The organism is Tunturiibacter gelidiferens (genome assembly GCF_013410115.1).
Taxonomy (GTDB): domain Bacteria; phylum Acidobacteriota; class Terriglobia; order Terriglobales; family Acidobacteriaceae; genus Edaphobacter; species Edaphobacter gelidiferens.
In genome coordinates this window covers 2,019,522-2,045,995 of sequence record NZ_JACCCV010000002.1, presented here as the reverse complement: position 1 = coordinate 2,045,995, position 26,474 = coordinate 2,019,522, and the positions used below count along the sequence as shown (strand labels likewise).

20 protein-coding genes are annotated in these 26,474 nt (G+C 58.3%); 10 read left to right on the top strand and 10 right to left on the bottom strand.

Translation table 11 applies throughout. The annotated features are described in order from the left end of the window. Positions 1-184 precede the first annotated feature (184 nt). The 8 genes from HDF12_RS20595 (at position 185) to HDF12_RS20560 (ending at position 12,279) form a co-directional block, all read left to right on the top strand. The gene (locus HDF12_RS20595) at positions 185-934 is read left to right on the top strand and encodes a prolipoprotein diacylglyceryl transferase family protein (protein ID WP_179586504.1); all 750 of its coding nucleotides are present in this window, start codon (positions 185-187) and stop codon (positions 932-934) included. Further along, positions 924-2,039, top strand: coding sequence for an RluA family pseudouridine synthase (locus HDF12_RS20590; protein WP_179586502.1), 1,116 nt, complete (start codon positions 924-926; stop codon positions 2,037-2,039). The genes HDF12_RS20595 and HDF12_RS20590 overlap by 11 nt, the downstream gene beginning before the upstream one ends. Positions 2,040-2,067: 28 nt before the next feature. Next, positions 2,068-3,135, top strand: a complete 1,068-nt coding sequence (locus tag HDF12_RS20585) for a VWA domain-containing protein (protein WP_179586500.1) — start codon at positions 2,068-2,070, stop codon at positions 3,133-3,135. 35 nt (positions 3,136-3,170) lie between these two features. Next, complete coding sequence (locus HDF12_RS20580) at positions 3,171-4,205, top strand: YncE family protein (protein WP_179586498.1); 1,035 nt, start codon at positions 3,171-3,173, stop codon at positions 4,203-4,205. A 110-nt stretch (positions 4,206-4,315) separates the two neighbouring features. Beyond that, positions 4,316-4,897 carry a hypothetical protein gene (locus HDF12_RS20575; protein WP_179586496.1) on the top strand — a complete coding sequence of 194 codons (582 nt, stop codon included), beginning with the start codon at positions 4,316-4,318 and terminating at the stop codon, positions 4,895-4,897. A 171-nt stretch (positions 4,898-5,068) separates the two neighbouring features. Further along, the gene (locus HDF12_RS22705; protein WP_179586494.1) at positions 5,069-7,801 is read left to right on the top strand and encodes an AMP-binding protein; all 2,733 of its coding nucleotides are present in this window, start codon (positions 5,069-5,071) and stop codon (positions 7,799-7,801) included. Positions 7,802-7,980: 179 nt separating this feature from the next. Next, positions 7,981-9,624, top strand: a complete 1,644-nt coding sequence (locus tag HDF12_RS20565; RefSeq protein WP_179586492.1) for an alpha/beta hydrolase — start codon at positions 7,981-7,983, stop codon at positions 9,622-9,624. A 273-nt stretch (positions 9,625-9,897) separates the two neighbouring features. Further along, complete coding sequence (locus tag HDF12_RS20560) at positions 9,898-12,279, top strand: arylsulfatase (RefSeq protein WP_179586490.1); 2,382 nt, start codon at positions 9,898-9,900, stop codon at positions 12,277-12,279. A 387-nt stretch (positions 12,280-12,666) separates the two neighbouring features. Here the strand turns inward: HDF12_RS20560 and add are convergent, their stop codons facing one another. From add to HDF12_RS20545, 3 genes are all read right to left on the bottom strand, one after another. Further along, complete coding sequence (gene add, locus HDF12_RS20555; RefSeq protein WP_179586488.1) at positions 12,667-13,707, bottom strand: adenosine deaminase; 1,041 nt, start codon at positions 13,705-13,707, stop codon at positions 12,667-12,669. 44 nt (positions 13,708-13,751) lie between these two features. Further along, the gene (locus HDF12_RS20550; RefSeq protein WP_179586486.1) at positions 13,752-15,233 is read right to left on the bottom strand and encodes an amino acid permease; all 1,482 of its coding nucleotides are present in this window, start codon (positions 15,231-15,233) and stop codon (positions 13,752-13,754) included. A 398-nt stretch (positions 15,234-15,631) separates the two neighbouring features. Next, complete coding sequence (locus HDF12_RS20545; protein WP_373563993.1) at positions 15,632-18,415, bottom strand: ATP-dependent helicase; 2,784 nt, start codon at positions 18,413-18,415, stop codon at positions 15,632-15,634. Between the two features lie 294 nt (positions 18,416-18,709). On the opposite strand from HDF12_RS20545, the gene HDF12_RS20540 reads away from it, so the two are divergent. Continuing rightward, positions 18,710-19,054, top strand: coding sequence for a hypothetical protein (locus HDF12_RS20540; protein WP_179586482.1), 345 nt, complete (start codon positions 18,710-18,712; stop codon positions 19,052-19,054). 152 nt (positions 19,055-19,206) lie between these two features. Beyond that, the gene (locus HDF12_RS20535) at positions 19,207-19,779 is read left to right on the top strand and encodes an LOG family protein (protein WP_179586480.1); all 573 of its coding nucleotides are present in this window, start codon (positions 19,207-19,209) and stop codon (positions 19,777-19,779) included. A 58-nt stretch (positions 19,780-19,837) separates the two neighbouring features. On the opposite strand, the gene HDF12_RS20530 is transcribed toward HDF12_RS20535, so the two are convergent. The 7 genes from HDF12_RS20530 to cysD all read right to left on the bottom strand — a co-directional run bounded on the left by HDF12_RS20530 (position 19,838) and on the right by cysD (position 26,248). Further along, complete coding sequence (locus HDF12_RS20530; RefSeq protein ID WP_179586478.1) at positions 19,838-20,275, bottom strand: gamma-butyrobetaine hydroxylase family protein; 438 nt, start codon at positions 20,273-20,275, stop codon at positions 19,838-19,840. A 72-nt stretch (positions 20,276-20,347) separates the two neighbouring features. Further along, a complete protein-coding gene (locus HDF12_RS20525; RefSeq protein WP_179586476.1) occupies positions 20,348-21,127 on the bottom strand; it encodes a sulfite exporter TauE/SafE family protein in 780 nt (259 codons plus the stop codon). A gap of 63 nt (positions 21,128-21,190) precedes the next feature. Then, complete coding sequence (locus HDF12_RS20520) at positions 21,191-21,964, bottom strand: ATP-binding cassette domain-containing protein (RefSeq protein ID WP_179587161.1); 774 nt, start codon at positions 21,962-21,964, stop codon at positions 21,191-21,193. Positions 21,965-22,099: 135 nt separating this feature from the next. Then, complete coding sequence (locus HDF12_RS20515) at positions 22,100-22,864, bottom strand: sulfite exporter TauE/SafE family protein (RefSeq protein WP_179586474.1); 765 nt, start codon at positions 22,862-22,864, stop codon at positions 22,100-22,102. Between the two features lie 33 nt (positions 22,865-22,897). Next, positions 22,898-23,659: a phosphoadenylyl-sulfate reductase gene (locus HDF12_RS20510; protein WP_179586472.1), complete on the bottom strand. Its 762-nt coding sequence runs from the start codon at positions 23,657-23,659 to the stop codon at positions 22,898-22,900. A 3-nt stretch (positions 23,660-23,662) separates the two neighbouring features. Further along, complete coding sequence (gene cysN, locus HDF12_RS20505) at positions 23,663-25,336, bottom strand: sulfate adenylyltransferase subunit CysN (protein WP_179586470.1); 1,674 nt, start codon at positions 25,334-25,336, stop codon at positions 23,663-23,665. Next, complete coding sequence (gene cysD / locus HDF12_RS20500; protein ID WP_179586468.1) at positions 25,337-26,248, bottom strand: sulfate adenylyltransferase subunit CysD; 912 nt, start codon at positions 26,246-26,248, stop codon at positions 25,337-25,339. Positions 26,249-26,474 lie beyond the last annotated feature (226 nt).

Genomic DNA, 26,474 nt, shown 5'->3' with positions numbered 1-26,474 from the left:
TGTCCAACCAATCCGCATTTAAAATGAAGCCACGATCTGCGGTTGCAAGGCAGTCGTCATTGCCGTTGCTGTTGCCTGTTCTTTTGTTTGTCATCCCGTAGGGATCTGCGGTTGCTGTTGCTTGCTCTTTTAATTCCGTATTCGCACCACCCCTTGAACCAGACCTTCGAATCCGCCTCAGAACGTGCACCCCTACCTTCTCCACTCCGGCCACCTCCTCCTTCCCACCTTTGGAGTTCTCGCCGCCCTTGGCCTTATGGCCGCCCTCACACTCAGTCTCCGCACCGCCGCAATCGTCGGCCTCGACCCCGACAAGCTCTGGAACGCCGGCCTCTTCACTCTTCTCTGCGCCTTTGCTCTCTCCCGCATCCTTCTCATCGCCACCAATCTCCACAACTTCTTCGCCTACCCCATCCTTTTACTCACAGTACCCTCCCTCACCTCCACCGGAATCCTCCTCACGCTTCTCGCCGCGCTGATCTATCTCCGCATCCGCCACCTCCCGCTCCTCGACACCCTCGACGCCTGGAGTCCCTGCGCCTCGCTCGTCTGGGCCTTCCTCGCCCTCGGACACTTCGCCGAAGGCAGCGACGCCGGCCTCCCCACCACCCTCCCCTGGGGCATCCGCATCCCGCCGAGCCACACCCGCCTCCACCCCGTCGCGCTCTACGCCGCCATCGCCGCAGCAACCCTCACGCTGATCCTCCTAAAGCAGCTAAAAAACCGCCGTCAGCCCGGAGACGCTGTCTCTCTGGCCCTCGCCGCCGCAGGCACGCTCCAGTTTCTCCTCACCTTCTTCCGCCAGCCCTACCCGTACACCACCACCTCCCCCTACATCCTCCTCGACCCCATTCAGTGGATCGCTCTCGGTATGATCGTTGTAGCGGCCATCATCCTGCTGCTGCCAAGAAAGCTGGTCTCCCATGCCGTCTAAGAACATGCTCCCCAAGGGCCAGCGTCGCCGCACCGTAAAACCCGAGTACCGCGCCACCCGAGGCGTAGAAGAGACCATCCCTCCCTCAGTCCCCGTCGTCGAGTTCGACGAAGTCGAAGAAGACTCCGACGCAGTCCGCACCTTCACCGCCGACCCTGCCGCAGCCAACCTGCGCCTCGATCTCTACCTCGCCCAGGCCCTCCCCGACATCTCCCGCGCACGCGTCCAGCTCCTCATCGAAGCCGGCCAGGTCCGCGTCGACGGCAACCCCGCCAAGCCCAAACAAAAGCTCCACGGCGGCGAGTCCATCGAGATCGAAGGCTCCCCCCAACCCGCGCCCCTCCACGCCATCCCCGAAGACATCCCCCTCGACATCCTCCACGAAGACAAGTACCTCGCCGTCATCAACAAACCCGCCGGCATGATGGTCCACGCCGGCTCCGGCGCGACCGAAGACGCGCGCAACCGCGGCACCCTCGTCAACGCGCTCCTCTTCCACTTCGCCAAGCTCTCCGACGTCGGCGGCGACCTCCGCCCCGGCATCGTTCATCGCCTCGACAAGCTCACCAGCGGCCTCATCCTCGTCGCCAAAGACGATAGCACCCACCGCAAGCTCGGCGACATGTTCTCCCGCCGCCAGGTCACCAAAACCTACGTAGCTCTCCTCCACGGGCACGTAAAAAAAGACGACACCACCGTCAGCCTACCCATCGCCCGCGACCTCATCCGCCGCACCCGCATGACCACACGCCGCGCCGACGGCCGCACCGCCGTCTCCCACTTCCACGTCCTCGAACGTCTAACCACTGCCTATGGCCCCTTCACCATGGTCGAGGTCCGCATCGAAACCGGCCGCACTCACCAGATCCGCGTCCATGCCCAGTCCCTCGGCCATCCCGTCGTCGGCGACACGCTCTACGGAGCTCCCCACGCCATCCCCGGCCTCGACCCCGCTCTTAATCTCGAGCGCAACTTCCTCCACGCTGCCCATCTCTCGTTCACCCATCCGCAGACCGGCAAACCGATGGATCTCGCATCCCCGCTCCCTGTCGAACTTGAGTCGTTTTTGCAAGCAATTCGCGCGAATTCGTCCACAATTGAGTAGAATCATCCGAGTGACCGCGCCCAACCGAATGAACCAAGTCTCTAGCCTCAAACTCCCCGTTTTTCTGCTCTCTCTCATCCTCGCCGCCACGCCTCTGAACGCTCAAACCGACTCAGGACCCAGCCCGGCGACAAACCCCGCACCATCTGCTCAACCGCCCGCTACTCCGGCTCCCACCGCCTCCCAACAGCCGGCCGCAACGCCGTCGCAAGCTCCTGCCCAGTCCGGCCAGGCCAGCCCGCAGATCGACGAGCCCGTAACCACCCTTCAAGTCCAGGTCAACGAAGTCAACCTCATCTTCACCGTCATCGACAAGCACGGTAAATTCATCACCGGCCTCAAGCGCGAAAACTTCGGCCTCCTCGACGACGGCCGCCCTCCCACCGCCGTCCTCCGCTTCACCCAGCAGACCAATCTCCCCCTGCGCGTCGGCATCATGCTCGACACCTCCAGCTCCATCCGTCAGCGCTTCCAGTTCGAACAGGACTCCGCCATCGAGTTCCTCCTCCAGATCCTCCACCTCAACGACCGCGCCTTCGTCGAGGGCTTCGACATCGAAACTGACGTAGCCCAGGACTTCACCAACAACGTCGATCTCTTGAATCAAGGCATCCGCAAGCTCCGTCCCGGCGGCGGCACCGCCCTCTTCGACGCCCTCTATAAGACCTGCAAAGACCAGATGCTCCCCCTCCAGGAGACGGGTGCCGTCCGCCGCGCCCTCATCCTCGTCTCCGACGGCGACGACAACTACTCCCGCGTCCAGGAGTCCGACGCCATCAAGATGTGTCAGCGTGCCGACACCATCGTCTACACCATCTCCACCAACATCAGCCCCAGCAAAGACAAAGGCGACGACGTCCTCAAAGCCATCTCCGACGCCACCGGCGGCCAGGCCTTCTACCCCGTCAAGCTCGAAGACGTGGCCATCGGCTTCCGCAACATCGAAGAAGAGCTCCGCAGCCAGTACCACCTCGTCTACCGCCCCGCCGACCTCCGCATGGACGGCTCCTTCCGCACCATCTACCTCCAGGCCAACGACCCCCGCTTTAAGGTCCGTGCCCAAAAAGGCTACTTCTCCCCCCGCCCACCCCAATAGGCCAACTTTGCGACGGAGAAAATGGAAAAAAGCAAATGAGAAATCCATACCGTTCTGCTCTGTTCCTCGCACTGATCACGGCCTTGCCCCTCTATCTCCGTGCTCAACAGAACTCCGCCTCGCTCGTCGCTCCTCCGCTGATCCTCACTGGAGCCATTCCTCTGCCGAACGTTTCAGGCCGCATCGACCACTTTGCGATCGATCCTCTGCACAACCGGCTCTTCGTCTCCGCCCTCGGCAACAACACCGAAGAGATCGTCAACCTCAGCGGCCAGGCCGTCACTCATACCATCTCTGGCATCCCCCATCCGCAAGGCGTGGTCTACTCGCCCGAGACCAACAAGCTCTTCGTGGGAAGCGACCAGGGCAAGCTCTACATCTACGATGGCTCGACCTTCGCGCTTCTCGCCACTCTCGACTTCGGCGATGACGTCGACAACCTCCGCTACGACCCCGCCGACAAACGCGTCTACGTCGGCTACGGCGATGAAAAGACCGGTGCCATTGCCATGGTCGATGCAGCCTCTAATCAACGCCTCCCCGAAGAGTTCAAACTCGGCGCGCACCCAGAGTCCTTTCAGCTCGCCTCCTCCAGCCCCGAGATCTATGTCAACCTCCCCGATCTCAAGCAGATCGCCGTCATCAATCGCCGCACCCACGCCATCTCACGCTGGCCGTTGAAGTTCGAGAGCAACTTTCCCATGGCGCTCGACGAATCCGGCCACAGGCTATTCGTCGCCACCCGCACCCCCGCCCGCCTGGTCGTCTTCGATACCGCCACCGGCCGCATGGTCGCCGCCCTACCCGCCGCTCGCGATTCCGACGATCTTTACTTCGACTCCACCCGCAAGCGCATCTATGTCCCCGGCGGAGAAGGCTCCCTCAGCGTCTTCCAGCAGGTCGATCCCGATCACTACAGCCTCCTCGCCAAGCTGCCCACCGCCCTCGGCGCACGCACCGGCGGGTATTTAGGCAAAGGCAGAAAAGGCTTCGCCCGCCTCTACTTAGCCGTTCCCGCCCGCGCCGACCACGGTGCCGAACTCTGGATCTACACCCTGCAGGACGAATAGCGAACCCGCCCCTGGTTCCCGCTTGCGTATCCACGATCGCCGAATAATACTTCTGATCAGGGAAACTCGGGCCTGGAAACGGTGTCTAATCCAGCCAGGGGTTCTTCGCCATGAAACTGCATCCCATCCTCCTAGCCCTCGCCCTCTCTACCGCTGCCATCGCGCAACCACCCGCCGGTCCGCCGCCTCCACCCCTCGACCTGCAGGGTGCACTCATGAACCTCGCGGATCAGCCCGCGACCCACACCTCCTTCAGCTTCGATCGCAGCATGATCCAGATCGCCCAGAATCTTCTCGAGTCCAACGGCCTCGACGCCAACCGCGCCCCCGCCGCGCTCACCGGCATCTCGGTCGACAACTACCGCTACCCCCGCCCGGCCTTCTACACCCCTGAGGCCATGGACGCCATTATCGCCTCCTACAACGCCGCCGGTTGGAAGCATCTCGTCAACGCCAACCAGAACTCCGCCAACACCGCTCAGCCCCGCAACACTGTCACCGATCTCTGGCTCCACTTCGCCGGCCCCGACATCACCGGCGTCACCGTACTCAACCGCTCTGCTCGCGACATGAGCGTCATCCAGATCGCCTGCGAACTCCGCCCCCTCGACCTCGTCCACCTCAGCGGACACTTTGGCATCCCCAAGGTCGACCCCGGCGCCGTCATGGTCCCCGCCCCTCCGGGCCGCTAAGTCACTCGTGACGTGTATACCGGCTTCGCCCCTGGCCTTCCGATGGTCGGCACAAGATCCTCCTCGCGACCAACGGGAGCGCCAACCGAAGGGGTACACCCGCCACGAAGTGGCCGCCGCCCGCGCAGGGCGCACTTGCCGCATAGGTTATCTTGGTCTAGCTGACTGCCTATGCCCACCCGCCCCCACCTGGCCGTACTCCTTGATGACTTCCGTCGCTTCGGCCACCAGACAGCCATCGTCCAGTACACCGGCAACCGCCGCAAAGCCACCAGCTACCAGGAAATCGCCACCTTGGCCGAACGCTTCGCCGCACTTCTGGCCGCGCGCAACCTCCAGGTCGGCGACCGCCTCATCCTCTGGGCGCAGAACAGCGCCGAATGGGTCGCCGCCTTCTACGGCTGCATCCTTCGCGGCGTCATCGCCGTGCCCCTCGACGCCTACGGCACCCCCGACTTCGCCGCCAGAGTAGCCTCCGACGTCCGCCCCTCCCTCATCGTCGGCGACGCCACCCTCCTCCAAACCCTCCCCAACGACTGGCCACGTCTCTCCTTCGAAGACTGGCCCACCACCCTCCCCCCCACAGTAACGGCAGATCAAGCCATCCCCACCCTCTCCCACGACACACCCCTCCAGATCCTCTTCACCTCCGGCACCACCGGCGAGCCCAAAGGCATCGTCCACACCCACGGCAACATCCTCGCCAGTTTCGAGCCCATCCGCAACGCCGCCCAACCCTACATGCGCTACGAGCGCATCGTCCACCCTCTCCGCTTCCTCCACACCCTCCCCCTCAGCCACGTCTTCGGCCAGATGATGGGCCTCTGGGTCCCCTCCATCTTCGCCGCCGAGGTCCACTTCGAATCCCGCCTCACCGCCCCGCGCCTCATCGAAACCATCCGCCGCGAACGCATCTCCGTCCTCGCCGGAGTTCCCCGCGTCCTGGCCCTCCTCAAGACCCACCTCGAAACCGAACACCCAAACCTCACCGCACGCCTCGCAGCCGCCCAAGGCATCTCCGCACAAAAGCGCTGGTGGCGCTTCCGCGACATCCACTCCCTCTTCGGCTTCAAGTTCTGGGCCTTCGTCACCGGCGGAGGCGCCCTCCCCGCACCCATCGAGCAGTTCTGGAACGCCCTCGGCTTCGTCCTCGTCCAGGGCTATGGCATGACCGAAACCTCCGCCCTCATCACCCTCAACCATCCCTTCAAGGTAGCCCGCGGCACCATGGGCAAGCCCCTCCCCGGCCGCGACGTCAAGATCCAACCCGACGGCGAGGTCCTCGTCCGCGGCCCCATGATCTCCCCCGCCACCTGGTCCGCAGGCGCCCTCCAGCAACGCACCGACGAGTGGCTCGCCACCGGCGACCTCGCCGAAGCCCAGCCTACCGGCGAACTCCGCTTCCTCGGCCGCAAAAGCGAAACCATCGTCACCGCCACCGGCGTCAACCTCCACCCCGAAGACCTCGAAGCCGCCTTCGAGTCCGAGTCCGAAGTAGCCGCCTGCGCCGTAGTCCCCATCGAAGCCCCCACCGGCCCCGAACCCTGCGCCGTCCTCGCCCTGCGCACTACCCCCGACCACGCCCCCGCCATCCTCCAACGCGCCAACACCCGCCTCGCCGAGTTCCAGCGCATCCGCCGCTGGGCCATCTGGCCCGAACCCGACGTTCCCCGCACCTCCACCGGCAAAATCAAACGCGCCGCCGTCGCCACCTGGCTGACCAGCAGGGAAGCCAACAACGGAAGCGCAGCCACATCGCCATCCGCACTCCCATCCACCGACTGGCTCCTCACCCTCATCACCCAGATCACCGGCGAAGGCCTCCCCGCCGAGCTACCCCAAAATCCCGAAGCCCAAAGTCCCGAAGCCAAAGATCAAGACCTCCGCCTCGCCGAAGACCTTCGCCTCGACAGCCTCGGCCGCGTCCAACTCCAGGACGCCCTCGAGCAACGTCTCGGCACCCCGCTCCCGCAAGACCAATTCGACCACGCCGAGACGCTAAACCAACTACGCCAGCTCCTCATTCACTCCGGCAACGAGTCACTCGAGCCAATCCAGCCACTGCCGTCGAACGACACACCATCCACCGAAATCTCCACCGCAACCACGCCTCCCCGGAGATCCGAAGCCACTCCACCACCCGAACCCAGAACCTCTCCAGCCGCCACGCACTACCTCTATCCACACTGGCCCTGGTCGCTCCCTATCCGCTGGATTCGCTCCGCATTCGTAGAGTTCGTAGCCCAACCCTTGGTCTGGTTTCTAGCCGCACCCCTCGTCCCTCCAACTACCCCGCATCCAGCAAAAGCTCCGCAATCACCCGCTCCGCAACCAGCAGAACCACTCCTGATCATCGCCAACCACGTCACCGCCTACGACCTGCCGCTCCTCCTCTACGCCCTCCCACGCCCCATCCGCCTCCGCACCGCCGTAGCCATGTCCGGCGAGATGCTCGAAGACTTCCGCCACGCCCGCAACCAGCATCCCCGCTGGCTCAACCCACTCGGCCCGCCCACCTGGCTCCTCCTCACAGCCCTCTTCAACGTCTTCCCCCTCCCGCGCCTGCGCGACTTCCAGCGCAGCTTCGCCCACGCCGGCAACGCCCTCGACCACGGCTTCCACGTCGTCGTCTTCCCCGAAGGAACCCGCTCCCCCGACGGCACGCTCGCCCCCTTCCGCCCCGGAATCGGTCTGCTCGTAAAACAATCCTCCGCAGCGGTTCTGCCCATGGCGATCCAAGGCTTAGGCGAACTCAAAACCCGCAAACGCCGCTGGTTTCGCTCCGGCGCCCTCCAGGTGCGCACCGGCCAACCCATTCGCTTCGCCCCAGACGACTCCGAAGCCGCCATCACTGCCCGTCTCCACGCCGAAGTCGAAACGCTCCTCGCGAAAAATCAACCATAAGATCGTCGCTCCGCCACAGAGGACCGGTGCTTTTGCTGTTGTCTGTTCTTTTGTTTGTCATCCCCGAAGGGGATCTGCGGTTGTGGAAGGCCGTGAATGGAAGACCATGACTATCCCACAATGCGGAGATCGTCGCATAATGTCTTCGCGCATTTTGAGACCGCGTGCAGGAGTTGCAAATGGATCAAACAGACTTCGAACGGTACGTCCTGAACCTCCTCTTTGTCGCTCTCAAGCCGTTCGTCGCAGACGAGTCCGGCTGGGAATATAAACCCGTAGTGTCGCTCCTGAGTGGCTACTCGCTCTCCCGGTTCTATGACATGACAGAAGCCTTATTCTCCAGGCTCATCACCGTCAACAGCCATAGTCAATCGGGAGCCGACAGAGCGCAGCAACAGGTCTCGCTCATCCTCACCAGCAACAGAGAGCTCCAGACGCCACGCTCACTCGCCGAAGGTCTCTCCGGCGTCATCCTCGCCAATGCCCCGCGTCAGCAACAACAGCAACAACAGCAACAGCAGCAACAACAACAACAGCAACAACAGCAGCAACAGCAACAGCAGCAACAACAGCAGCAGCAGGAACAACAACAGCAGTACGACTACTTCACCTTCACCGGACTTCTCCCCACCGACCAGCGCGATGCAGTCTTCCTGCCCCGCCCCGAAAGCCTTCTCCCTCGCGTGGTTGTCACCGCGCTACCACCCTCGTCCCCCGTCGTCGCTCCACCACCCTCGCGCATAACCGCCCCAACACGCTCGACGGGAGGCGCCACTTCACCACCCTCGCGCGGAGGTGCCGCTCCACCTCCGCCCGCCCCAGTCAAACTCCCCCACAACTGCACCGCCGTGCAGATCTTTTACGCGACCGACCGTGAACGCAAAGACGACAAAAAGCTAGGCTACACCTTCACCGCAAAACGTTCCTCCGACGAAGCCCTCCGCTACGGCGAGTGCACCGTAAGCATCCCAGCCACCCACAAGCTCGGGGAACTCGAGTCTCCCTCCTTCCTGCGTTTTGAATTCCGCCCCAACCCCGAAAAACATATCGTCCTGCAGGTGGTCACCACTCTCGAGGAAGATGCGTTCTTCGAAAGCGTCAAGAAACGAGTCGACAGTTCGCCGGCCAAGGACGCCTTCATCTTCGTCCACGGCTACAACGTCGACTTCGACACCGCAGCTCGCCGTGCCGGTCAGTTCGCCTTCGATCTCGGCTTCATCGGAGCTCCCATCCTCTACAGCTGGCCCTCCAACGGCACCTTCGAGGACTACGCCAGCGACGCCGCAAACGTTGGCTGGACCGCAAGCCATCTCGAGCGGCTCCTGCGTCTTCTCGAAGCTCGCAGCGGCGCAAACAAGATTCACCTCATCGCCCACAGCATGGGCAATCGCGCGGTATGCGACGCCCTCAAGTCCCTAAGCTACGACCGCCCCGCGCAAGCCCATCCCCTCCTGCACCACCTCGTGCTGGCCGCGCCCGACATCGATGCCGAGACCTTCCGTCAACTCGCCTCGGCCCTGCGCCTGGTCTCCGATCACATCACTCTCTACGCCTCCTCCAAAGACAAAGCACTCGCGGCCTCGGCGAAGCTCCACAAATACCCAAGAGCGGGAGGCATCCCGGTACTCGTCCTCCCGGATGTCGAGAGCATCGATGCTTCCGCCGTCGCAAGTGACTTCCTCGCGCACTCCTACTTTGCAGGAACCTACCCGCTTCTCTCCGACATCTACGAGCTCCTCTCCGACGACAAGCCCGCATCGAAGCGATTCGCTCTCCGCTCCGCAACCGGCACCGACGGCGTCTATTACATGTTCAAGCCATAACGAAGCTCCCGCTAATCTCACTCACGTACCAGGCACTCCATATTTCCTCTCACACTGAGAGTTTTGCTAGTAGAAGACGCGACGCGGCACTTCTACGCTAAGTCCGATGACCTCTCGCGTTCCTTCAAGATAGCGTTCGCGCGGGTAAACGTCGGGGGATAGCAAATGGCCGCTAGGTACAAACTCTTTAGCCGCAATGGAAAAACAACGAGTGTAACCTCAACCCGCCCGCTCCGAATCGGCATCTCGGCTGCATCCTGGAGTTGTCTTGTCATGCTCGGGATTCTTTCGTCCGCAGCGGGAGCGCAGGAATCCCTTCCGTTCCCGCCCACGCCCTCCGCCTCGACCGCTGGGCTGACGATGAAGGACTCTGTCTACAAGAAACGAGTCGATCCGAAGCACCTTCCCTCTGACGCGCCGAACATCCTTATCATCCTGATGGACGACGTCGGTCCGGGCCAGGCCTCAACCTACGGTGGCGAAATCAACACACCGACACTCGACCGTGTAGCCAAGGCGGGGATCTCGTACAACCGCTTTCACTCCACCGCGATGTGTTCGCCGACACGCGGGGCGTTGCTCAGTGGTCGCAATCACACTCGCATTAGTAACGGCCAGATCGCCGAACTGGCCAACGACTTCGACGGCTTCAGCGGAACGATCCCAAAGTCGGCTGCAACCGTAGCAGAGGTACTTAAGGACTACGGTTACAACACCGGTGCCTGGGGCAAGTGGCATAACACGCCCGCTGAGCAGACGACCTCAAAGGGACCCTTCGACTATTGGCCGACCGGCTATGGGTTCGAGTATTTTTATGGTTTTCTCGCAGGTGAGGCTTCCCAATATGAGCCCCGTCTGGTGCGCAACACTACCGTCCTCGACCCACACGAGTATGAGCATCCCGGTTATCACCTCTCCGAGGACATCGCCACCGACGCCATCAAGTGGCTGCGCGAACAGCAGGCTTTCACGCCGGACAAGCCATTCCTCATGTACTGGGCGCCGGGCGCGGCGCATGGTCCGCACCAGGTTCCCCAGGAGTGGGCCGACAAGTACAAAGGCAAGTTTGACGACGGCTGGGATAAATATCGCGAGCGGACCTTCAAGCGCGCCAAAGAGATGGGCTGGATCCCGCAGAACGCTCAACTCACCCCACGCCCCCCGACAATGGCCTCATGGGATTCCATTCCGGAGAGCGAAAAACCCTTCCAACGCCGCCTGATGGAAGTCTTCGCCGGGTTTGCGGAACACGCCGACTACAACGCCGGACGCGTCATCGACGAGATCGAGCAGGAAGGAAAGCTCAACAACACGCTCATCTTCTACATCTGGGGTGACAACGGCGCCTCGGCCGAAGGTCAGAACGGTACCATCTCTGAACTGCTCGCACAGAACGGCATCCCGACCACGATTCAGCAGCACATCAAGACAGTCGATGAACTTGGCGGGCTTAATGTAATCGGCTCCGCAAAGACCGACAACATGTATAACGCGGGCTGGGCCTGGGCGGGTGGGACACCTTACAAGTCCACCAAACTTGTCGCTGCACACTTCGGCGGCACACGCCAGCCGATGGCTGTCTCCTGGCCGGCAAAGATCAAACACGACGGCACCCCTCGTTCGCAGTTCCATCACGTCACCGACATCGTGCCGACGATCTATGAGGCAGTCGGCATCACGCCGCCACGCGTAGTCAACGGTATCGATCAGATGTCCATCGACGGCACCAGTATGGTCTACACCTTTGGCGACGCAACAGCGAAAGGCCGCAAGACTACCCAGTTCTTCGACATCATGGGTAGCCGTGGCATCTACCAGAATGGCTGGTTCGCCGATACCTTCGGCCCCCGAACTCCGTGGATGCCGGGACTACCCAAGGGCATCGGGGAGTGGAACCCGGAGAATGATGTATGGGAACTCTACAATCTGGATGAAGACTGGTCTCAAGCCAACGATCTTGCAGCGAAGATGCCGGAGAGGGTCGCTTACATGAAGAACCTCTTTCTGGTCGAGTCCACCAAGAACCAGAACCTGCCCATCGGCGGAGGTCTGTGGACGCCAGTGTTCCATCCGGAAGATGGGCCCTCCACGCCGTATACGGAGTGGAACTTCAGCGGTCCCATCACGGGGATGCCGGAGTTCGCGGCGCCGAAGATCGGAAAGTTCGATAACACTATCAGCATGGAAGTAGAAGTTCCCGAGAATGCTAACGGCGTTCTCTACGCCCTCGGCGGCTTCTCCGGCGGCCTCTCTCTATATGTGAAGGATGGTGTGATTCATTATGAATACAACCTCTTTGAGATCGGCCGGACGAAAATCGCAGCGACAAACAAGCTACCGACCGGCAAGGCGAAGATCGAAGTGGAATCGAAGCTCGCTTCGCCCAAACGTGGTGGTCCGTTGGATATCACGCTTAAGGTCAACGGTCAGGTTGTAGCTCAAGGCCGAGTACCAATTACCGCGGCGATGGCCTTCACCGCGAACGATTGCCTCGATATCGGCAGCGATCTCGGCTCGCCCGTATCGCTCGACTACTTCGACCAGGCACCGTTTGCATTCAATGGAAAGATCGTCACAACGAAAATCTCCTATTCGAAGAAAGAAGAGAAAAAAGACCAAAACTCCCTCTCCGCCTCCCCAGACGAAGGTCAGTAGAGAGCGACACTATGATGCATGCGTGCTTATCCGGGCAGACCGGCCGGATAAGCGGCCGACGCGCAGCCAGCCGCCGAATGATTCCGGCTTCCTTCGCCGCGAGAAATCTTGTCAAGCCCCAGTGTCCCCAAAACCCGCGCCAATCCAGCAGATTCGCGTGGCGTATTAGTTATGGTCAAACCGCTATACTGGAAACAGATCATAAAAGCCCCGGCCAACTCCGGGGCTTCACCTGTTAAAAGGAGAGACACAAACCCATAACCCCTTTGCTTAGAGGAATTTAAACGTAACCCTTTTGGAATGAATATTTTGCGAAAGGGCGATTTATATAAGCCATGTGGAATGAGTATTTTAGCTGGAAATACCCCCCAGGGGGGCTCCCCCGAATCAGTACCCGTACTGCTCCACCTGTCGCAGCAGCTCGAGCTTTCGCTCCGGCGGCAGAAAGCTCGCCTCCACCGCATTGGCCGCCAGCTCCCGCATCTGCTCTAACGAAAACTCAAACCGGTTCTGCACCAGAACGTACTCCTCCAGCAGATTGCTCCCGAACATCGGAGGATCGTCCGAGTTGATCGTCACCATCAGCCCCGACTCGAAGTAGTGCTTCACCGGATGCTCGTCGAAGCTCTTGCAACAGCCCGTCCGAATATTGCTGGTCACGTTCAGCTCCAGCGGAATCTGTCTCTCCGCCAGCACCTCCAGCAGCTCGGCATCATGCTGTGCCGACAGAGCATGACCCACCCGCTCCGCGCCGATGTTAATCGCCGCCCAGATGCTCTCCGGCCCTATCGTCTCGCCCGCATGAGCAGTCAGCCGCAGTCCGGCCGCCTTCGCCTCCGCGTACGACTCCTTGAAGAGATCCGCGCTGCCCCGCTCCTCATCCCCGCCGATCCCGATCCCAACGATGCGCGGATAAAGCTTCCGCAACTCCGCCGCCTTCCGAAACACCTTCACCGCCTCCTCCGCCCCAAAGTGCCGCACCGCATCGATCAACCAGTAGATGGTCGTGCCAAAATCCTTCTCGCCCCGCACCCGCCCACGCTCGATCGCCTCGACGTAAGGCTCCACCTCGGCGTTCTTCCAGAAATAGATAATCCCGAAAGAGACGTACACCTCGGCGTGCACCACCCCCTGTGCCGCCAGGTCCCGAACCATGTTGTAAGTAATCAATTCATAGTCATCCGGCCCCACCAGACGAGCCGAAACCGCTTTGAACGAATCCATGAATCCAAGAAAATTCTCGTAGACATAAAGCTTCTTCGCCACCTCTGCGGTCAGCGGCTCCGCATCATGCCGCTTGCTCAACTCCAGCAGCGTATCGAGCTGAATCGTTCCTTCGAGATGCAGATGCAGCTCGACCTTCGGCAGCTTTCGCAGCCACTCAACTACATCGATCTCAGCGTCTTGTTTCGTCTGTTTGCGCGCCATCTATCTATCCTAGACTTGTTACAAGCCTCGTTGCGCAGGCGTGCCTAAACTTTGGGTGCGTAGAACTCACTCCGCTTGCGGCTATAGAAGAAGTAGATCAGCAAGCCAAGTCCAAGCCACACGAAGAATCGTATCCAGGTAATAATCGGCAATCCCATCATCAGCAGCACACAGAAGGTCACCGACAGCATCGGAATCACCGGCCCAAACGGAACCCGGAACCTCCGGCGTCGCTCCGGTTCGCGATACCGCAGAATGATCACCCCAATCGAAACCAGGGCGAACGCAAACAGCGTCCCGATATTCGACAGATCCGTCAATGTCCCGATGTCAAACAACCCGGCAGGAATTCCCACCACGATTCCAGCCACCCAGGTCGCAACCGCAGGAGTCCGGAACTTGGGATGAACCTTCCCGAAGAACGCAGGCAGCAACCGATCCCGCGACATGGCGAACCAGACGCGCGACTGACCCAACTGAAACACCAGGATCGACGAGATCATCCCCATCATCGCGCCCAGCAGAACCGCCAGCCTCACCCAGTGCAGACTGTGTCCTCCCGGCTGCATCGACAGCTTCTTCAGCGCATTCACCACCGGAGCCGCATCGTCAACCATGCTCTGCCAAGGCACCAGTCCAGTAAGGATCGTCGCCACACCGATGTACAGGATCGTGCACACGACCAGCGTGGCGATAATCCCGATCGGAACGTCCTTCTGAGGATTCCTGCACTCTTCCGCAGCGGTCGACACCGAATCAAACCCAATATAGGTGAAGAAGATGATCGAGCCACCGGTCAACACACCTGACCAGCCGTTCGGCGAGTAAGGGTGATAGAGTGCAGGCTTGATGAAGTGTGCTCCAGCGAAGATGAACAGCAGAATCGCGGCGAGCTTCAACAGCACCATGATGTTGTTGGTCCGCGCTGACTCCCGAATCCCGCGCACCAACACCACAGTGAGCAACATAACTACCAGAAACGCCGGCCAATCGAAGCCGAAGTGCCATCCTGGGAGATAGAGATCATGTCCCTGCAGGTCCTGCAATCCACCAGGGAGAAACACGGGCGAGATCCAGCGCAGCGCGGGATGGAATCCGAACCAGTCGAGCAGATCCACCATATGGGCTGCGAAGCCCACCGAAACAGCCATGTTGCTGCCTGCATACTCCAGGATCAGGTCCCACCCAATGATCCAGGCGACCAGCTCGCCCAACGTCGCATAGGTATAGGTGTAGGCTGACCCCGCAATCGGAATCATCGAAGCCAGCTCCGCGTAGCAAACCCCCGTCAGACCGCAGACAATCGCAACAAGCACCAGGGAAATGGCAAGTGCCGGACCCGCTCCTGGCCGACCCGCCAGCGCCGAGTGATGAATCATATAGTCCAACACGGGTGCACGCAGGATCGAAGTTGTGTCAAACTTCTCGCCTGCGATTGCGGTACCGACAACCGTAAAGATGCCGGAGCCAATCACGGCTCCAATACCCAACGCGGTTAACGAAAGTGGGCCCAGCGTCTTCTTCAACGCGTGCTCAGGCCGCTCCGACTCAGAGATCAGCTTGTCGATCGACTTGGTTGCAAAGATTTGCCTGGCCAGCGCGCTCGCTCCTGCTTACGGATGAATTGGTGCGGGGCGTTTCCGACTACACAATGCGATTTCAGAAGACTTCAATCAGGAGGGAGCCGCAAGGCAAGATCGTCCGCACGGCTCCAACAGGAGATCAGCTATCGCTTGCTTTGACCGCGAGCCGCCTTCTTAACCTTTTGCTTGTTCTCGCCACGGGCGCCAGTGCGGGGGCCCTTTGCTGGTGCTGCTTTGCGTGCTGCGCGCTTTACCTTCTTGCGCTCCTGTGTGTCAGTGATGCTTTTGGTATTTGCCATGTATCTTTGCCAATCTTTCTATAGCTGCGATTTTTCAAAACTCTAAAGGCGCTCCAGCTGAGCGAACTTCTCTACCAGCTTCTTTACTCCGTGCTGTTGAAATTGTACTGTAATCTTCGCATCATCCCCATCGCCCTCGCGACGAAAGACAGTTCCTTCGCCATACTTAGGATGCCGAACCCGTGAACCCTGCCTCAGGCCAGTCTTACCGGTCTGCTCCTGAACCCCTAGCTTCGGGCGCGATATCTTTTGTCCGCGCGCGGCGAAGAAGCTGGCGATGTTATCTATTGACTGTCCCGGCAATGCAGTCTTAGCGGAGTGTCCGGCCCGATTGTTCACCCCAGGAAGCCCCGAAGCGCGAGCCGAAATCCGCTCACCACTTTGATCTTCGTCTTCATAGCTATAGTGCTGCTCCCCCTGTTCGGGACTGGGACGACCAAACTTGCTTCTCTGGGGGTAGGGAGTCGCGTACGCCCCACCGTAGCCCGAACCATAATTCGATCCGGAAAACTGCGGCCGAGCAGGCGGACTTCCCAAATCTTCCACAAGTCGGCTTGGAACCTCTTCCAGAAATCGTGAAGCGATGCTGGATTCCGGCATATCGCTTCCGTATCGCCGTCGATATCTGGCGCGAGTCATGATCAGCGTATCCATCGCTCTCGTCATTCCGACATAGCAAAGGCGGCGCTCTTCCTCGAGTCCTGTTGGATCGGTCAGCGTCCGAGAGTGCGGAAACAAACCCTCTTCCATCCCACTCAAAAAAACCAGCGGAAACTCCAGACCCTTGGCTGCATGCAACGTCATAAGGGTTACCCTGGCCTCTTCGCTGTAGCTATCTGCATCGCTGACCAGCGCGGCGTGATCCAGAAATTCGTGCAGCGTCTCACCGCGCTCCTGGGCGTCCTGGGCCGCGTTAGCGAGTTCCTTCAGGTTTTCGATCCGCGAGAATGATTCTGGAGTTGCTTCTTCCTCGAGCGCTCGAATGTATCCACTTCGGTCGTTCAGAAACTTGATCAGCTCCGGCAGCGTCGCTGCATCACCCGGTTTGCGAAACGCCGGCTTTTCGTCCGCCATTATGATCTCGGCAGCCTTGTTCATTGTCGTCTCCGCGGATCTCTTGAGCACCACAGGAGCGAACGGATTGAAACTCGCTGAATCGATTCCGTGTGCAGCATCCGAGTCTGAAGCGTTTTCAGCCGCGATCGTGGACATCTCTTCGCTTGGGCCGAAGTCGAACCCGAAGTTGAAGCTCGTATCGAACGAAGAATCCACGCCCATGTCCTCAGATTCTGGATCACCAAATCCAAACGAAACATCTGCTTCAGCTTCTTCAGCCGCATCGGTGAGCAGGGAAGCGTCATTGTCCTTTGCAACATCCTCAGACAGCTTCTCTGCAAAACCGGGTCCCAACATTGCCCGCGCATCCTCGATCAGCCGTCTAAAACTACTCAAGGCCTGTAATGCGCGCGCAGGTAGCAGCCTATCTTCAATCGCATGGCCAATCGCGTCCCACGTGCTCTTGCCGCTCGACAGAGCCATTCGCTCCAACGTCTCCATCGTTGTTTTGCCAATACCGCGGGGAGGCGAGTTTACTACCCGTCCAAGCGCAACGGAGTCGTGCACGTTCTGCACCAGCTTCAGATAGCTCAGAATGTCCTTCACCTCGGCGCGATCATAAAAACTGAATCCGCCCACCATGTGGTACTGAATCTGGTACCGGCGCAGCGCCTCTTCGACGAGTCGCGACTGGGAGTTAGTTCTGTATAGCACGGCGCATCTCGGCAGATCCGCCTGTCCCCCGGCCTCGCGTAGATACCGCTGGATTCGATCGGCAATAAACAGCGCTTCGTTCTCGCCATCGGGGGCTTCATAGTAGCCGATCAGACTACCACCCTCTCGGGTGGTGAACAGGTTCTTGCCTTTTCGCTGCGTATTCTGCGCTACGACTGCGCCCGCGCCTTCCAAGATTATCTGCGTTGAACGATAGTTCTGCTCGAGCCGGATCGTCTTTGTCCCAGGGAAGTCCTTCTCAAATTCCAGTATGTTTTTAATGTCTGCGCCGCGCCAGCTGTAGATCGACTGGTCCTCATCGCCCACCACGCAGACGTTCGCGTCAGGCCCGGCCAGCAGCTTCATCAACTCATATTGAGGCCGGTTGGTATCCTGATACTCGTCGATCAAAAGATATTTGTATCGTCGGTTGTATCTTTCTCTAGTCTCCCCCGATGACTTCAGCAGGCGGACGGTTTCAAGGAGGAGATCGTCGAAGTCCAGCGCATTCGCTTTAAACAGTTCCTTCCTGTAGATCTCAAAAATATGAGCAATCTTCTCTTCCATTGGATTGGTACTCGCAAGAAAATACTCTTGCGGGTCAATCATGTGGTTCTTCGCCCAGGAGATTCTCCCGAGCGCCACCCGTGGCTTCAGAGACTTGTCATCAATGGCTAGCCGCTTCAATGCCTGCTTCACCACCGCCTGCTGATCGGTCTCATCGTAGATCGCAAAGGTCTTCGTCAGCCCGGCGCCTCCTACACGAAGCGCTTCTATGTCCCGCCGCAACACTCGGACACAAAAGCTATGAAATGTGGCCAGCATCGGTTTAGCCAGACTGCTGTGTCCTAGAATCTTATCGACCCTGTCGGCCATTTCTTTGGCGGCTTTATTCGTAAACGTTACAGCGAGAATTGCATCGGCCGGCACGCCCCGCTCCTGAATCAGATAGGCGATTCGATGCGTGATGACACGCGTTTTGCCAGATCCCGCGCCTGCGAGCAGAAGCACAGGTCCATCTACTGACTGGATTCCCTCCTGCTGTTGCGGATTCATATTCTCCAAAAGTCGACTCAACGCGCACGCTCCACATCTATTTTAAGCTTCCCGAGGCTCGCTCTCCAGTGGCTCGCTTGAAGCTTTCAAATTCCCATTGCTGTTGTTCATTTGCGAACAGCTTGTCCACTCATGGACAGCGGTTAAATCAAATTAAGACTGGATGGTTAATTCGAAAACCAAAGTGATATTTTTGGGAACTAGTTTCGTCCAATCTGCGTAACTCAACTCACGACGGGCTCCCTGATCCATGGCAGAGAACTTCAGTCGAATCTTGAAGTAATGGAGCGTGGTATGAAACGTCACAATCTCTTGACCGTCGCAGTTGTCGCTAGCTCTCTTCTTGCAGTCCCGGCCATATATGCGGCTCCTACAAGCATCTCATCTCCCGTTCATGCAATGTTCGGCAAAACAAAGACCAACACGATCAAACTCAATCTTCGCAATGATACCGGCACTTCTCTACAGGTTCTGGTAGGGGATAAACCGATGACGCTTGAGCCCGGAAAATTAGTTAACCTCGACGTTCCAGTGGGAACACGCATCGTCGCCAATAGTGCCACACCAAACCACGCGGTAGGGTCGCTCATCGAAGAGGTCATCAAAGATCATAAAGGTGCCACGATCGCGATTCGCTAAGAAGACTTGCGACGAAGACGATATGTGTAGCTGTCTCCGAAGGCCGACCGCCGCTATTAGATCCGGTCGGCCGCAACTTTCTTCCTCCCCTTCCCTTGATTGAGTCAAACGCTCATACACTCGACGTGAAGCGCCTTGATATCCTCAATCGTATGATTCGCAATGTTGCTGTCTTTTGTGCTTCCGTTAATGGTCTTCATCCTGCCTACCGAGCGGACGCCGAGCATCTGGGGCGCGCCCTTGCTACCCGCAATATTGGGATAATTTATGGAGGCGCAAACGTCGGCCTGATGCAGGCCGTTGCTGAGGCCGCCCTAACCGCCGACGGCAAAGTCATAGGAGTTATTCCGGAGGTGCTCGTCGATCTCGAAGTGGCTCATCACGGTATCACCGAACTTCACATCACCAGCACCATGCACACCCGTAAGGCGCTTATTGGAGAAAAGGCCGACGCGTTCATTGCGCTGCCTGGAGGCTTTGGCACCTTCGAGGAACTCTTTGAAGTCCTTGCCTGGCACACCCTCAAGCTCCACGCGAAACCTATCCTCTTGCTCAATACACACGGCTTCTACGAAAAGCTTCTCACCTTTCTTGATCACTGCGTCGCCGAAGGTCTGCTTAAGCAGAAAAACCGACAACTCCTTCTCGTCGCAGATACTGTTGAAGAGGCGCTCACGATGTTGAAGTTAGACGACCGAAGAGCGTCTGCGGGCGGACTAGACTGAGTCTTGACACGCTACGAAACCAACGCCATCATTCTCTCGGTCTTTAGCCTGACCTCTCCTACAACTCTTGCTTTGTCATACAACCGTCGCAACGGCACACTCGTCGGAGGTACTCCCAAGAATAAATTCCACTTTCGTGTCCATCGTTCCACTTGAACTTCAGCGCATACTTGCCTACTGGCGTCACCTCCAGCGGTCGTGCCGGAGCCTTGTACATCTTCAGTAACGTATGCTCTTTAGCTTTCGCCTCACCCGGCAATCTGTTGGTCTTCTCCCTGTCTTCGTGGCATGTCGCGCACGGACACGCGTTCCGCAACCACTCAAAGCTCCATACGCTCCTGTGCCCATCGTTCCACTCGATCTCGACGCCAGTTCCTTCGGTCTTCTTCACCCGCACCTTTTTCGGAGTCACCGCATTTGGCGGCATCTGTGCGTGCTCCAAGTCTTCGAGCCGTGCTCGCTCCGCGCTAACAATACGAATTCCTTCATGACTCATAACGTGTTCTCCGGTTGCTCGCAAAGATCATCGAATAATACATCTTCAATCCCTTCATCCCGGCGCCGTTCTCTAGCCATTTCGCCAGAAGAAATAAGCCGCCATCACGCATCCTGTGATCACAACGATCGTTCGCAGGACATTTGCATTCATTCGCCGAGCGTACTGTGCTCCAACATATCCGCCAATCCCGGCGAATATCATTGAGATCAGACAGTAACGCCAAATGACTGCGCCACCTAATACAAACGTGATCACGGCGCATAAGTTAGACAAACAAGCCGCGAGAACCTTCAGCGAGTTCAGCGCGTTCATCTCCTCAACTCCAAATAATGCCAACGCGCTCATAATCAAAAAGCCCGCACCTGCACCAAAGTATCCGATGTAGAAGCACACCGGCAGCAACACAAAAAAAAGCGGTTTCACAGCTGGAGGTTTCTTGATATGAGGCTCAATCGATCGTTTTCTCAGCCACTGCGATACCGGACCACTGATTCCAAACAACAGAGAAGCGACCAGCAACAGCCATGGCACCAAATGCAGAAACGTAATCTGCCGGGTATTCAGCAGTACGACAGCGCCACTGACTCCGCCCAGAATCGAAGCCGCACAGACAACCGGCAATAGATCCCGCGTTAAGTCTCCGCGTAACGCAGCAACCGAAGTCAGCTGTCCCGGCCATAGCGCGACCGTATTTGTCGCATTCGCCTGGATGGGAGCCACCCCGATCGACAGCATAGCCGGAAAGGATACGAACGATCCGCCACCAGCCATCGCATTCATCACGCCAGCGATAAGAGACGCCGTGACCAGCCAAACGTAATGCAAATGCGAATTAAGACTCGAGATCATCCATCTTCTATTGTATCGAGTTCTACTTGACCGCCGATTCTAAGCCTCGCAAACTCTAAAACTTCACATCGCTGCGGGCATCACTGGAGTCGCCGCAATCAACCGGCGCGTATATTCGTCTCGCGGGGTGTCGCAAATTTGCTCGCACTCCCCCAACTCCACTAGCCGCCCTCCTTGCATTACCGCCACCCTGTCGCACAAGTAGCGCACAAGGGGCATAGAATGCGAGATAAACAGATACGTCAGTCCGTACTCTCTCTGTAGATCCCGTAGCAAATTCACAACTTGCGCGCCTACGCTAACATCTAGCGCACTCACCGGCTCATCCAACACCAAGAATTCGGGTCGTAGAGCCAATGCCCGCGCGATATTAATTCTTTGTCGTTGCCCACCGCTGAACTCATGAGGAAATCGTTCTAGCGCCGACTCGTCCAAACCTACCGTCCGCAACATCTCTTTTAGCCGTGACGCCAGCCCCCCAGATGGTCTCGCCCGATGGATCTCAAATGGCTCGGTCAAGATCTGCTTCACCCGCATTCTAGGATTTAACGCCGCGTAGGGATCTTGAAACACAATCTGCATACGTCGTCGCATTTCCCGCATCTCGCGTGATGTCATGGACAGTAGATCCCGTCCTCTGTAGCTCAAGTCACCCGCGGAAGGTTCTTCCAGTCTTAATAACAGGCGTGCAATGGTGCTTTTCCCTGACCCGGACTCGCCGACCAATCCCAACGTCTCTCCCGGCCGGATCACGAACGAAACATCGTCCACCACTAGGTGTCCCCTTCCATACTCCTTCTTCAGGCCTCGAGCCTCCACCAGCGCCGTCTCATCCATCGACATAGTCGGATGGTAGCATCCGAAGTCTGTGCGTCTTTACAATGCCCATGCGCAATAGCTGACCCTGCTCCGCGAACCGGTCGACACAAACGAAATACCGACGAACAAGAGGAGCAACGCTCAGCGCGGGCTCTAGCGGTGCGATGCGGCGAAAGCATTCGTATAGATGAACTGCGATCCGACGATCAGAAGCCAGACCCAAAGAGCAAATCGCAGGGGCCTCTTGGGTATCCAGCGCACGGTCACTGTTCCCAGAGCAACGCCAGCGAGTCCTCCGAGAATCAAGTGCCGAAGAAGACTCGAGTTCGTCCCATGAAAGAAGCCATGAGCACCACTTCCGACGAGCGAGAGGAGAAAGCCAAAGACGATATCGGTTCCAACCACTTGCGCCGGTGAGAGAGAAGTCAGGCTGAGCAGCGCCGCAGTACCCAACGCTCCGGCTCCTGCGGAAGAAAACCCCACCTCAACTCCAAGGGGTACCATCAGAAAAGGTAGCAGGCGGCTGCGATCCCTTGGTGGCGCTTCGGTTCGTGTCGGTCGAAACGAGAAAAATATCTGCCAGAGTGCTGTTAGAACCAATACGCCGCCGAGAAGGCCATTCAGCAGAAGTTGCGGGCCGTGGACATCGAGGTGGCGGAGAACGAGCGAGCCAATAAGAACCCCTGGCAACCCACCGATCAACATAAGACTAAGGACACGCCATGAGACCTGTTTGCGAGCGATCTGCGATGGTACCAGGACAAGTTTGACGGCGGCAGAGAACATGAGCCCCGTGGCTACAGCCATCGGTGCAGGAACTCCAAGAAACAAGATGAGCAGCGGCGTCGTGATCGTGCCAGCGCCGACACCGGTCAATGCGATGAAAACTGCGATAATAAATCCGATGGCGTATTCCATAAGTCTTCCTTTCGGCGACCGTTTCGCCGCGGATCACCGGTTTGGAGCAGCCTGAATGTGAATGCCGCACTCGACCTTGCGGCCAGCCCAGCGACCAGAGCGTGGGTCGTTAGGATCTGTAGGTATCGAGGTGCAAGGCTTGCAGCCGATGCTGGTGTAGCCGGCGTCATAGAGTGGCAAGAGCGGAATACCGTAGAAAGCGCATGCCTGCCAGATGTCCCGCGTTGTCCAGTCGGCGAAGGGGCTGAGTTTGCGAACTGTGACGCCGCTTGGCAGCGTGAAATCTGCGATCTCTTCAAGCGCAGTACGGCTACGCGCCTGCTCTCGGCGTAGACCGGTAAGCCAAGTCTTATAGTTTCCAACCGCAGAGAAAAGCGGCTCGACCTTGCGTAAGGCGCAACAGCGGTCTGGTGCGGTCTGGTAAAGCAGGCCAAGCTCAAGCTCTTGCTCTATCACCGTATGGACTGGAAGAAGATTAGTAAGGTTCAGTTTCCAGTCGGTTGCAATCCGGTCCCGGTAGATGTAGGTCTCCGGAAAGTGATAACCCGTATCCAGGAAGAGCACCGGAATATCAGGCCGCAGTTCGCGAACGAGATGAAGTAGGAGAACATCTTCGGCCTGAAAGCTGCACGAAAGACAGGCATCATTCTCGGTAGGTGTTTCTGGCAACTCTCGGGCGAGGAGTTCCCGGACGTTCGATAGTTTGGCATCAAGCGTGGGGGATAGGACTACAGGCAGATCCACTGTCTTGTGAGAAATTTCAGGAGAGGGCGCTAAATTGTGAAGGATGGTCATCGTCTATTTTTCTCCCGTTGTGATGGCGTAGGCATCGAGGAAACGAAGAAGGTCATCAACGTCAGATACGACAGCCTCCCTTTCGCCGAAACGAACTGTCCTGTCCTCGGACGCAGCGTGAGTCAAGACGAGGGCTCCTCCGGTGATAAGCACTGCGATAGATTCGTCAGAGGGGAACTCGGGGCGAACGATGAAAACACCGCGAAGGAAAAGGGCTCGTTCCACCGCATCGGCAAAATCAATAGGGCTGCGGAGATGAATGTGCGCTCCAGAGTGGCCCCAACGCTCTCGTCGGTCAGTCTCTGTTACCACATTTGTCGTTTTGACGCTCGTTTCAACGCCGATAGAGCGGATCATTCCTGCAGCGACGGTCAGATTAGTGACTGGATCGATCAGAACGAAGCTTCCGGTGATACGGTTTGTGGAGTAGTTGTCAACAAAGAGCGGTAGTACGGATTGAACCTCTACTAGACCAATATCGTTAAACTTAAGCGTTTCGGCGGCGTCTTGTTCCAGGGTTTCTACGTCAAGGCGGTATCGAATATCAGTGATCTGGACCTGAACGGTCTTGCTGGTGTGCTTCAGTAAGTAGCGGCGTGCAAGGTCGAGAGGCTTCTCGTCCATCCAGACGAGGGAAGCGGTGAAGCTCTTCGTCGTGATCGCCGGAAATTCGGGAGCGACGATTAAGTCGCCTCTACTAACGTCCAGTTCATCTGTAATAGTAAGAGTTACAGATTGAGGTGCTTGGGCCTGCACAAGATCACCATCGAAGGTAACGATGCTCCGCACGCGGCTGATTCGGCGCGATGGGAGCACCATGATGGGATCCCCGGGGCGGATTGTTCCCGCTGCGATCTGTCCGGAAAATCCACGAAAATCCTGGTTGGGGCGAAGGACACGCTGCACCGGGAAACGAAAAGGGTGGGCGACTCCGGCCTCCGCTGCGGGGACCGATTCAAGTACTTCGAGCAGCGAGGGCCCTTGGTACCAGGGCATGGTAGCGGTTGCGCGGACGACATTGTCGCCGACCAGCGCGCTGACTGGAACGAAATAGAGATGCGGCGGCCGCATATCCCCTAGTTCTTCAAAAAATGCGGTGAAGTCAGCCCGAATTGCGTCGAACGCTTGTTTCTCGTAGTTGACGAGATCCATCTTATTGACGGCAACGAGGATGTGTGGAACGCCAAGCAGCGCGGTTATGCAGGCGTGACGGCGAGACTGGGTGAGCACGCCCTTTCGCGCATCGACAAGAACGATGGCAAGCGAAGCAGTTGAGGCGCCGGTAGCCATATTGCGGGTGTACTGCTCGTGGCCTGGTGTGTCGGCGATGATGAACTTGCGGTTCGCGGTGGAAAAATAACGATAGGCGACGTCGATGGTTATACCCTGCTCGCGCTCGGCACGGAGCCCGTCTGTCAGGAGAGCAAGATCGACGCTGTCCAGGCCCGTGGAGCCTTTGCCCCTGATCGAACGGACCTGGTCTTCGTAGACACTCTGCGTGTCGTAGAGTAATCGGCCGATGAGGGTCGACTTCCCATCGTCGACCGAACCGGCGGTGGCGAAGCGAAGCAGATCGCGGGCATGCTCATTCGCGAGAAAACTGGAAAGAGAAAACCCTGATACTTGTTCGAACTGCGTCTCGACATCCAGCTTCAAAACCGATTCACTGGGAGGCATTTAGAAGTAACCCTCACGCTTCTTAAGTTCCATCGACCCTTCTTGGTCATGGTCGATGACACGATTCGCCCGCTCCGAAGAACGGAAGGAAAGCAGTTCTTCGATAATCTTGGGTAGCGTATCGGCATCCGAGCGAATGGCTCCGGTGCACGGACTGCAGCCGAGCGAACGAAGCCTGGAGAGCACCATCTGCGGCCGCTCTCCAGGCCGGGCAATAAAGCTTTGTTCAACTGGGAGAAGTGCACCTTCGCGGACATACATCGGGCGCTCTCTGGCGAAGTAAAGATCGACGATGGGAATGTCTTCCTGCAGGATGTACTGCCAAATGTCCATCTCGGTCCAGTTCGAGAGCGGAAAGACGCGAATAGACTCTCCCGGGTGGATCCGCGAGTTGTAGAGGTTCCAGAGTTCAGGGCGTTGACCCTTTGGGTCCCATTGACCAGCTTTGTCGCGAAAAGAGTAGATGCGTTCCTTGGAGCGAGATTTCTCTTCGTCGCGACGAGCACCACCAAACGCAGCGTCAAAGCCATAATGATTAAGGCCATCGAGAAGCGCTTGTGTCTTGAGAAGGCCACAGCAGCGTTTGGTGTCGAGCGCGATCGGATTCGTGCCTGCAGCAATAGCGGGCTCGTTACGCCAGACAAGAAGTTCAGCACCAACTTCGGCTGCCATGCGATCGCGGAACTCGATCATCTCGCGGAATTTGAAGCCCGTATCGACATGGAGGAGAGGAAACGGGATCGGAGCAGGAAAAAAGGCCTTTTGTGCAAGTCGCAGCATCACAGAGGAGTCTTTACCGATGGAGTAGAGCATGACGGGGCGTTCAAACTCGGATGCAACTTCGCGGAGGATATGAATGCTCTCGGCTTCGAGGAGCTGTAGATGCGTCAGTGCAGGTGCGGCCAATGCCATGAATGACTCCAGAGGGAGTTTCGAATGCAACTTACCCAAAGCAAGAAGCTCGGGAGAGTTTTGAAAAAACAGTTTTTAAGAGTGGAAGATTAGAGCATGAGTCGACACGCCTGCTCGACGTTGAAAGGACAACAACAACGGAGCTGGCATGAGATGCACATTTCTCACACCAGAGTAGCAAAGGACGGAGACCGAGGCAAATCTTGGTCGGTTGGTTCAAATCGTC

Coding starts and splice junctions, on each gene's coding strand:
- add (WP_179586488.1), bottom strand. CDS start 13,707: ATGGCGCGCAAACAGACGAAACAAGACGCTGAGATCGATGTAGTTGAG.
- HDF12_RS20515 (WP_179586474.1), bottom strand. CDS start 22,864: ATGGAATACGCCATCGGATTTATTATCGCAGTTTTCATCGCATTGACC.
- HDF12_RS20510 (WP_179586472.1), bottom strand. CDS start 23,659: ATGACCATCCTTCACAATTTAGCGCCCTCTCCTGAAATTTCTCACAAG.
- HDF12_RS20530 (WP_179586478.1), bottom strand. CDS start 20,275: ATGAGTCATGAAGGAATTCGTATTGTTAGCGCGGAGCGAGCACGGCTC.
- HDF12_RS20590 (WP_179586502.1), top strand. CDS start 924: ATGCCGTCTAAGAACATGCTCCCCAAGGGCCAGCGTCGCCGCACCGTA.
- HDF12_RS20565 (WP_179586492.1), top strand. CDS start 7,981: ATGGATCAAACAGACTTCGAACGGTACGTCCTGAACCTCCTCTTTGTC.
- HDF12_RS20535 (WP_179586480.1), top strand. CDS start 19,207: ATGATTCGCAATGTTGCTGTCTTTTGTGCTTCCGTTAATGGTCTTCAT.
- HDF12_RS20560 (WP_179586490.1), top strand. CDS start 9,898: ATGCTCGGGATTCTTTCGTCCGCAGCGGGAGCGCAGGAATCCCTTCCG.
- HDF12_RS20580 (WP_179586498.1), top strand. CDS start 3,171: ATGAGAAATCCATACCGTTCTGCTCTGTTCCTCGCACTGATCACGGCC.
- HDF12_RS20525 (WP_179586476.1), bottom strand. CDS start 21,127: ATGATCTCGAGTCTTAATTCGCATTTGCATTACGTTTGGCTGGTCACG.
- HDF12_RS20575 (WP_179586496.1), top strand. CDS start 4,316: ATGAAACTGCATCCCATCCTCCTAGCCCTCGCCCTCTCTACCGCTGCC.
- HDF12_RS22705 (WP_179586494.1), top strand. CDS start 5,069: ATGCCCACCCGCCCCCACCTGGCCGTACTCCTTGATGACTTCCGTCGC.
- HDF12_RS20585 (WP_179586500.1), top strand. CDS start 2,068: ATGAACCAAGTCTCTAGCCTCAAACTCCCCGTTTTTCTGCTCTCTCTC.
- cysD (WP_179586468.1), bottom strand. CDS start 26,248: ATGGCATTGGCCGCACCTGCACTGACGCATCTACAGCTCCTCGAAGCC.
- HDF12_RS20545 (WP_373563993.1), bottom strand. CDS start 18,415: ATGAATCCGCAACAGCAGGAGGGAATCCAGTCAGTAGATGGACCTGTG.
- HDF12_RS20540 (WP_179586482.1), top strand. CDS start 18,710: ATGAAACGTCACAATCTCTTGACCGTCGCAGTTGTCGCTAGCTCTCTT.
- HDF12_RS20520 (WP_179587161.1), bottom strand. CDS start 21,964: ATGGATGAGACGGCGCTGGTGGAGGCTCGAGGCCTGAAGAAGGAGTAT.
- cysN (WP_179586470.1), bottom strand. CDS start 25,336: ATGCCTCCCAGTGAATCGGTTTTGAAGCTGGATGTCGAGACGCAGTTC.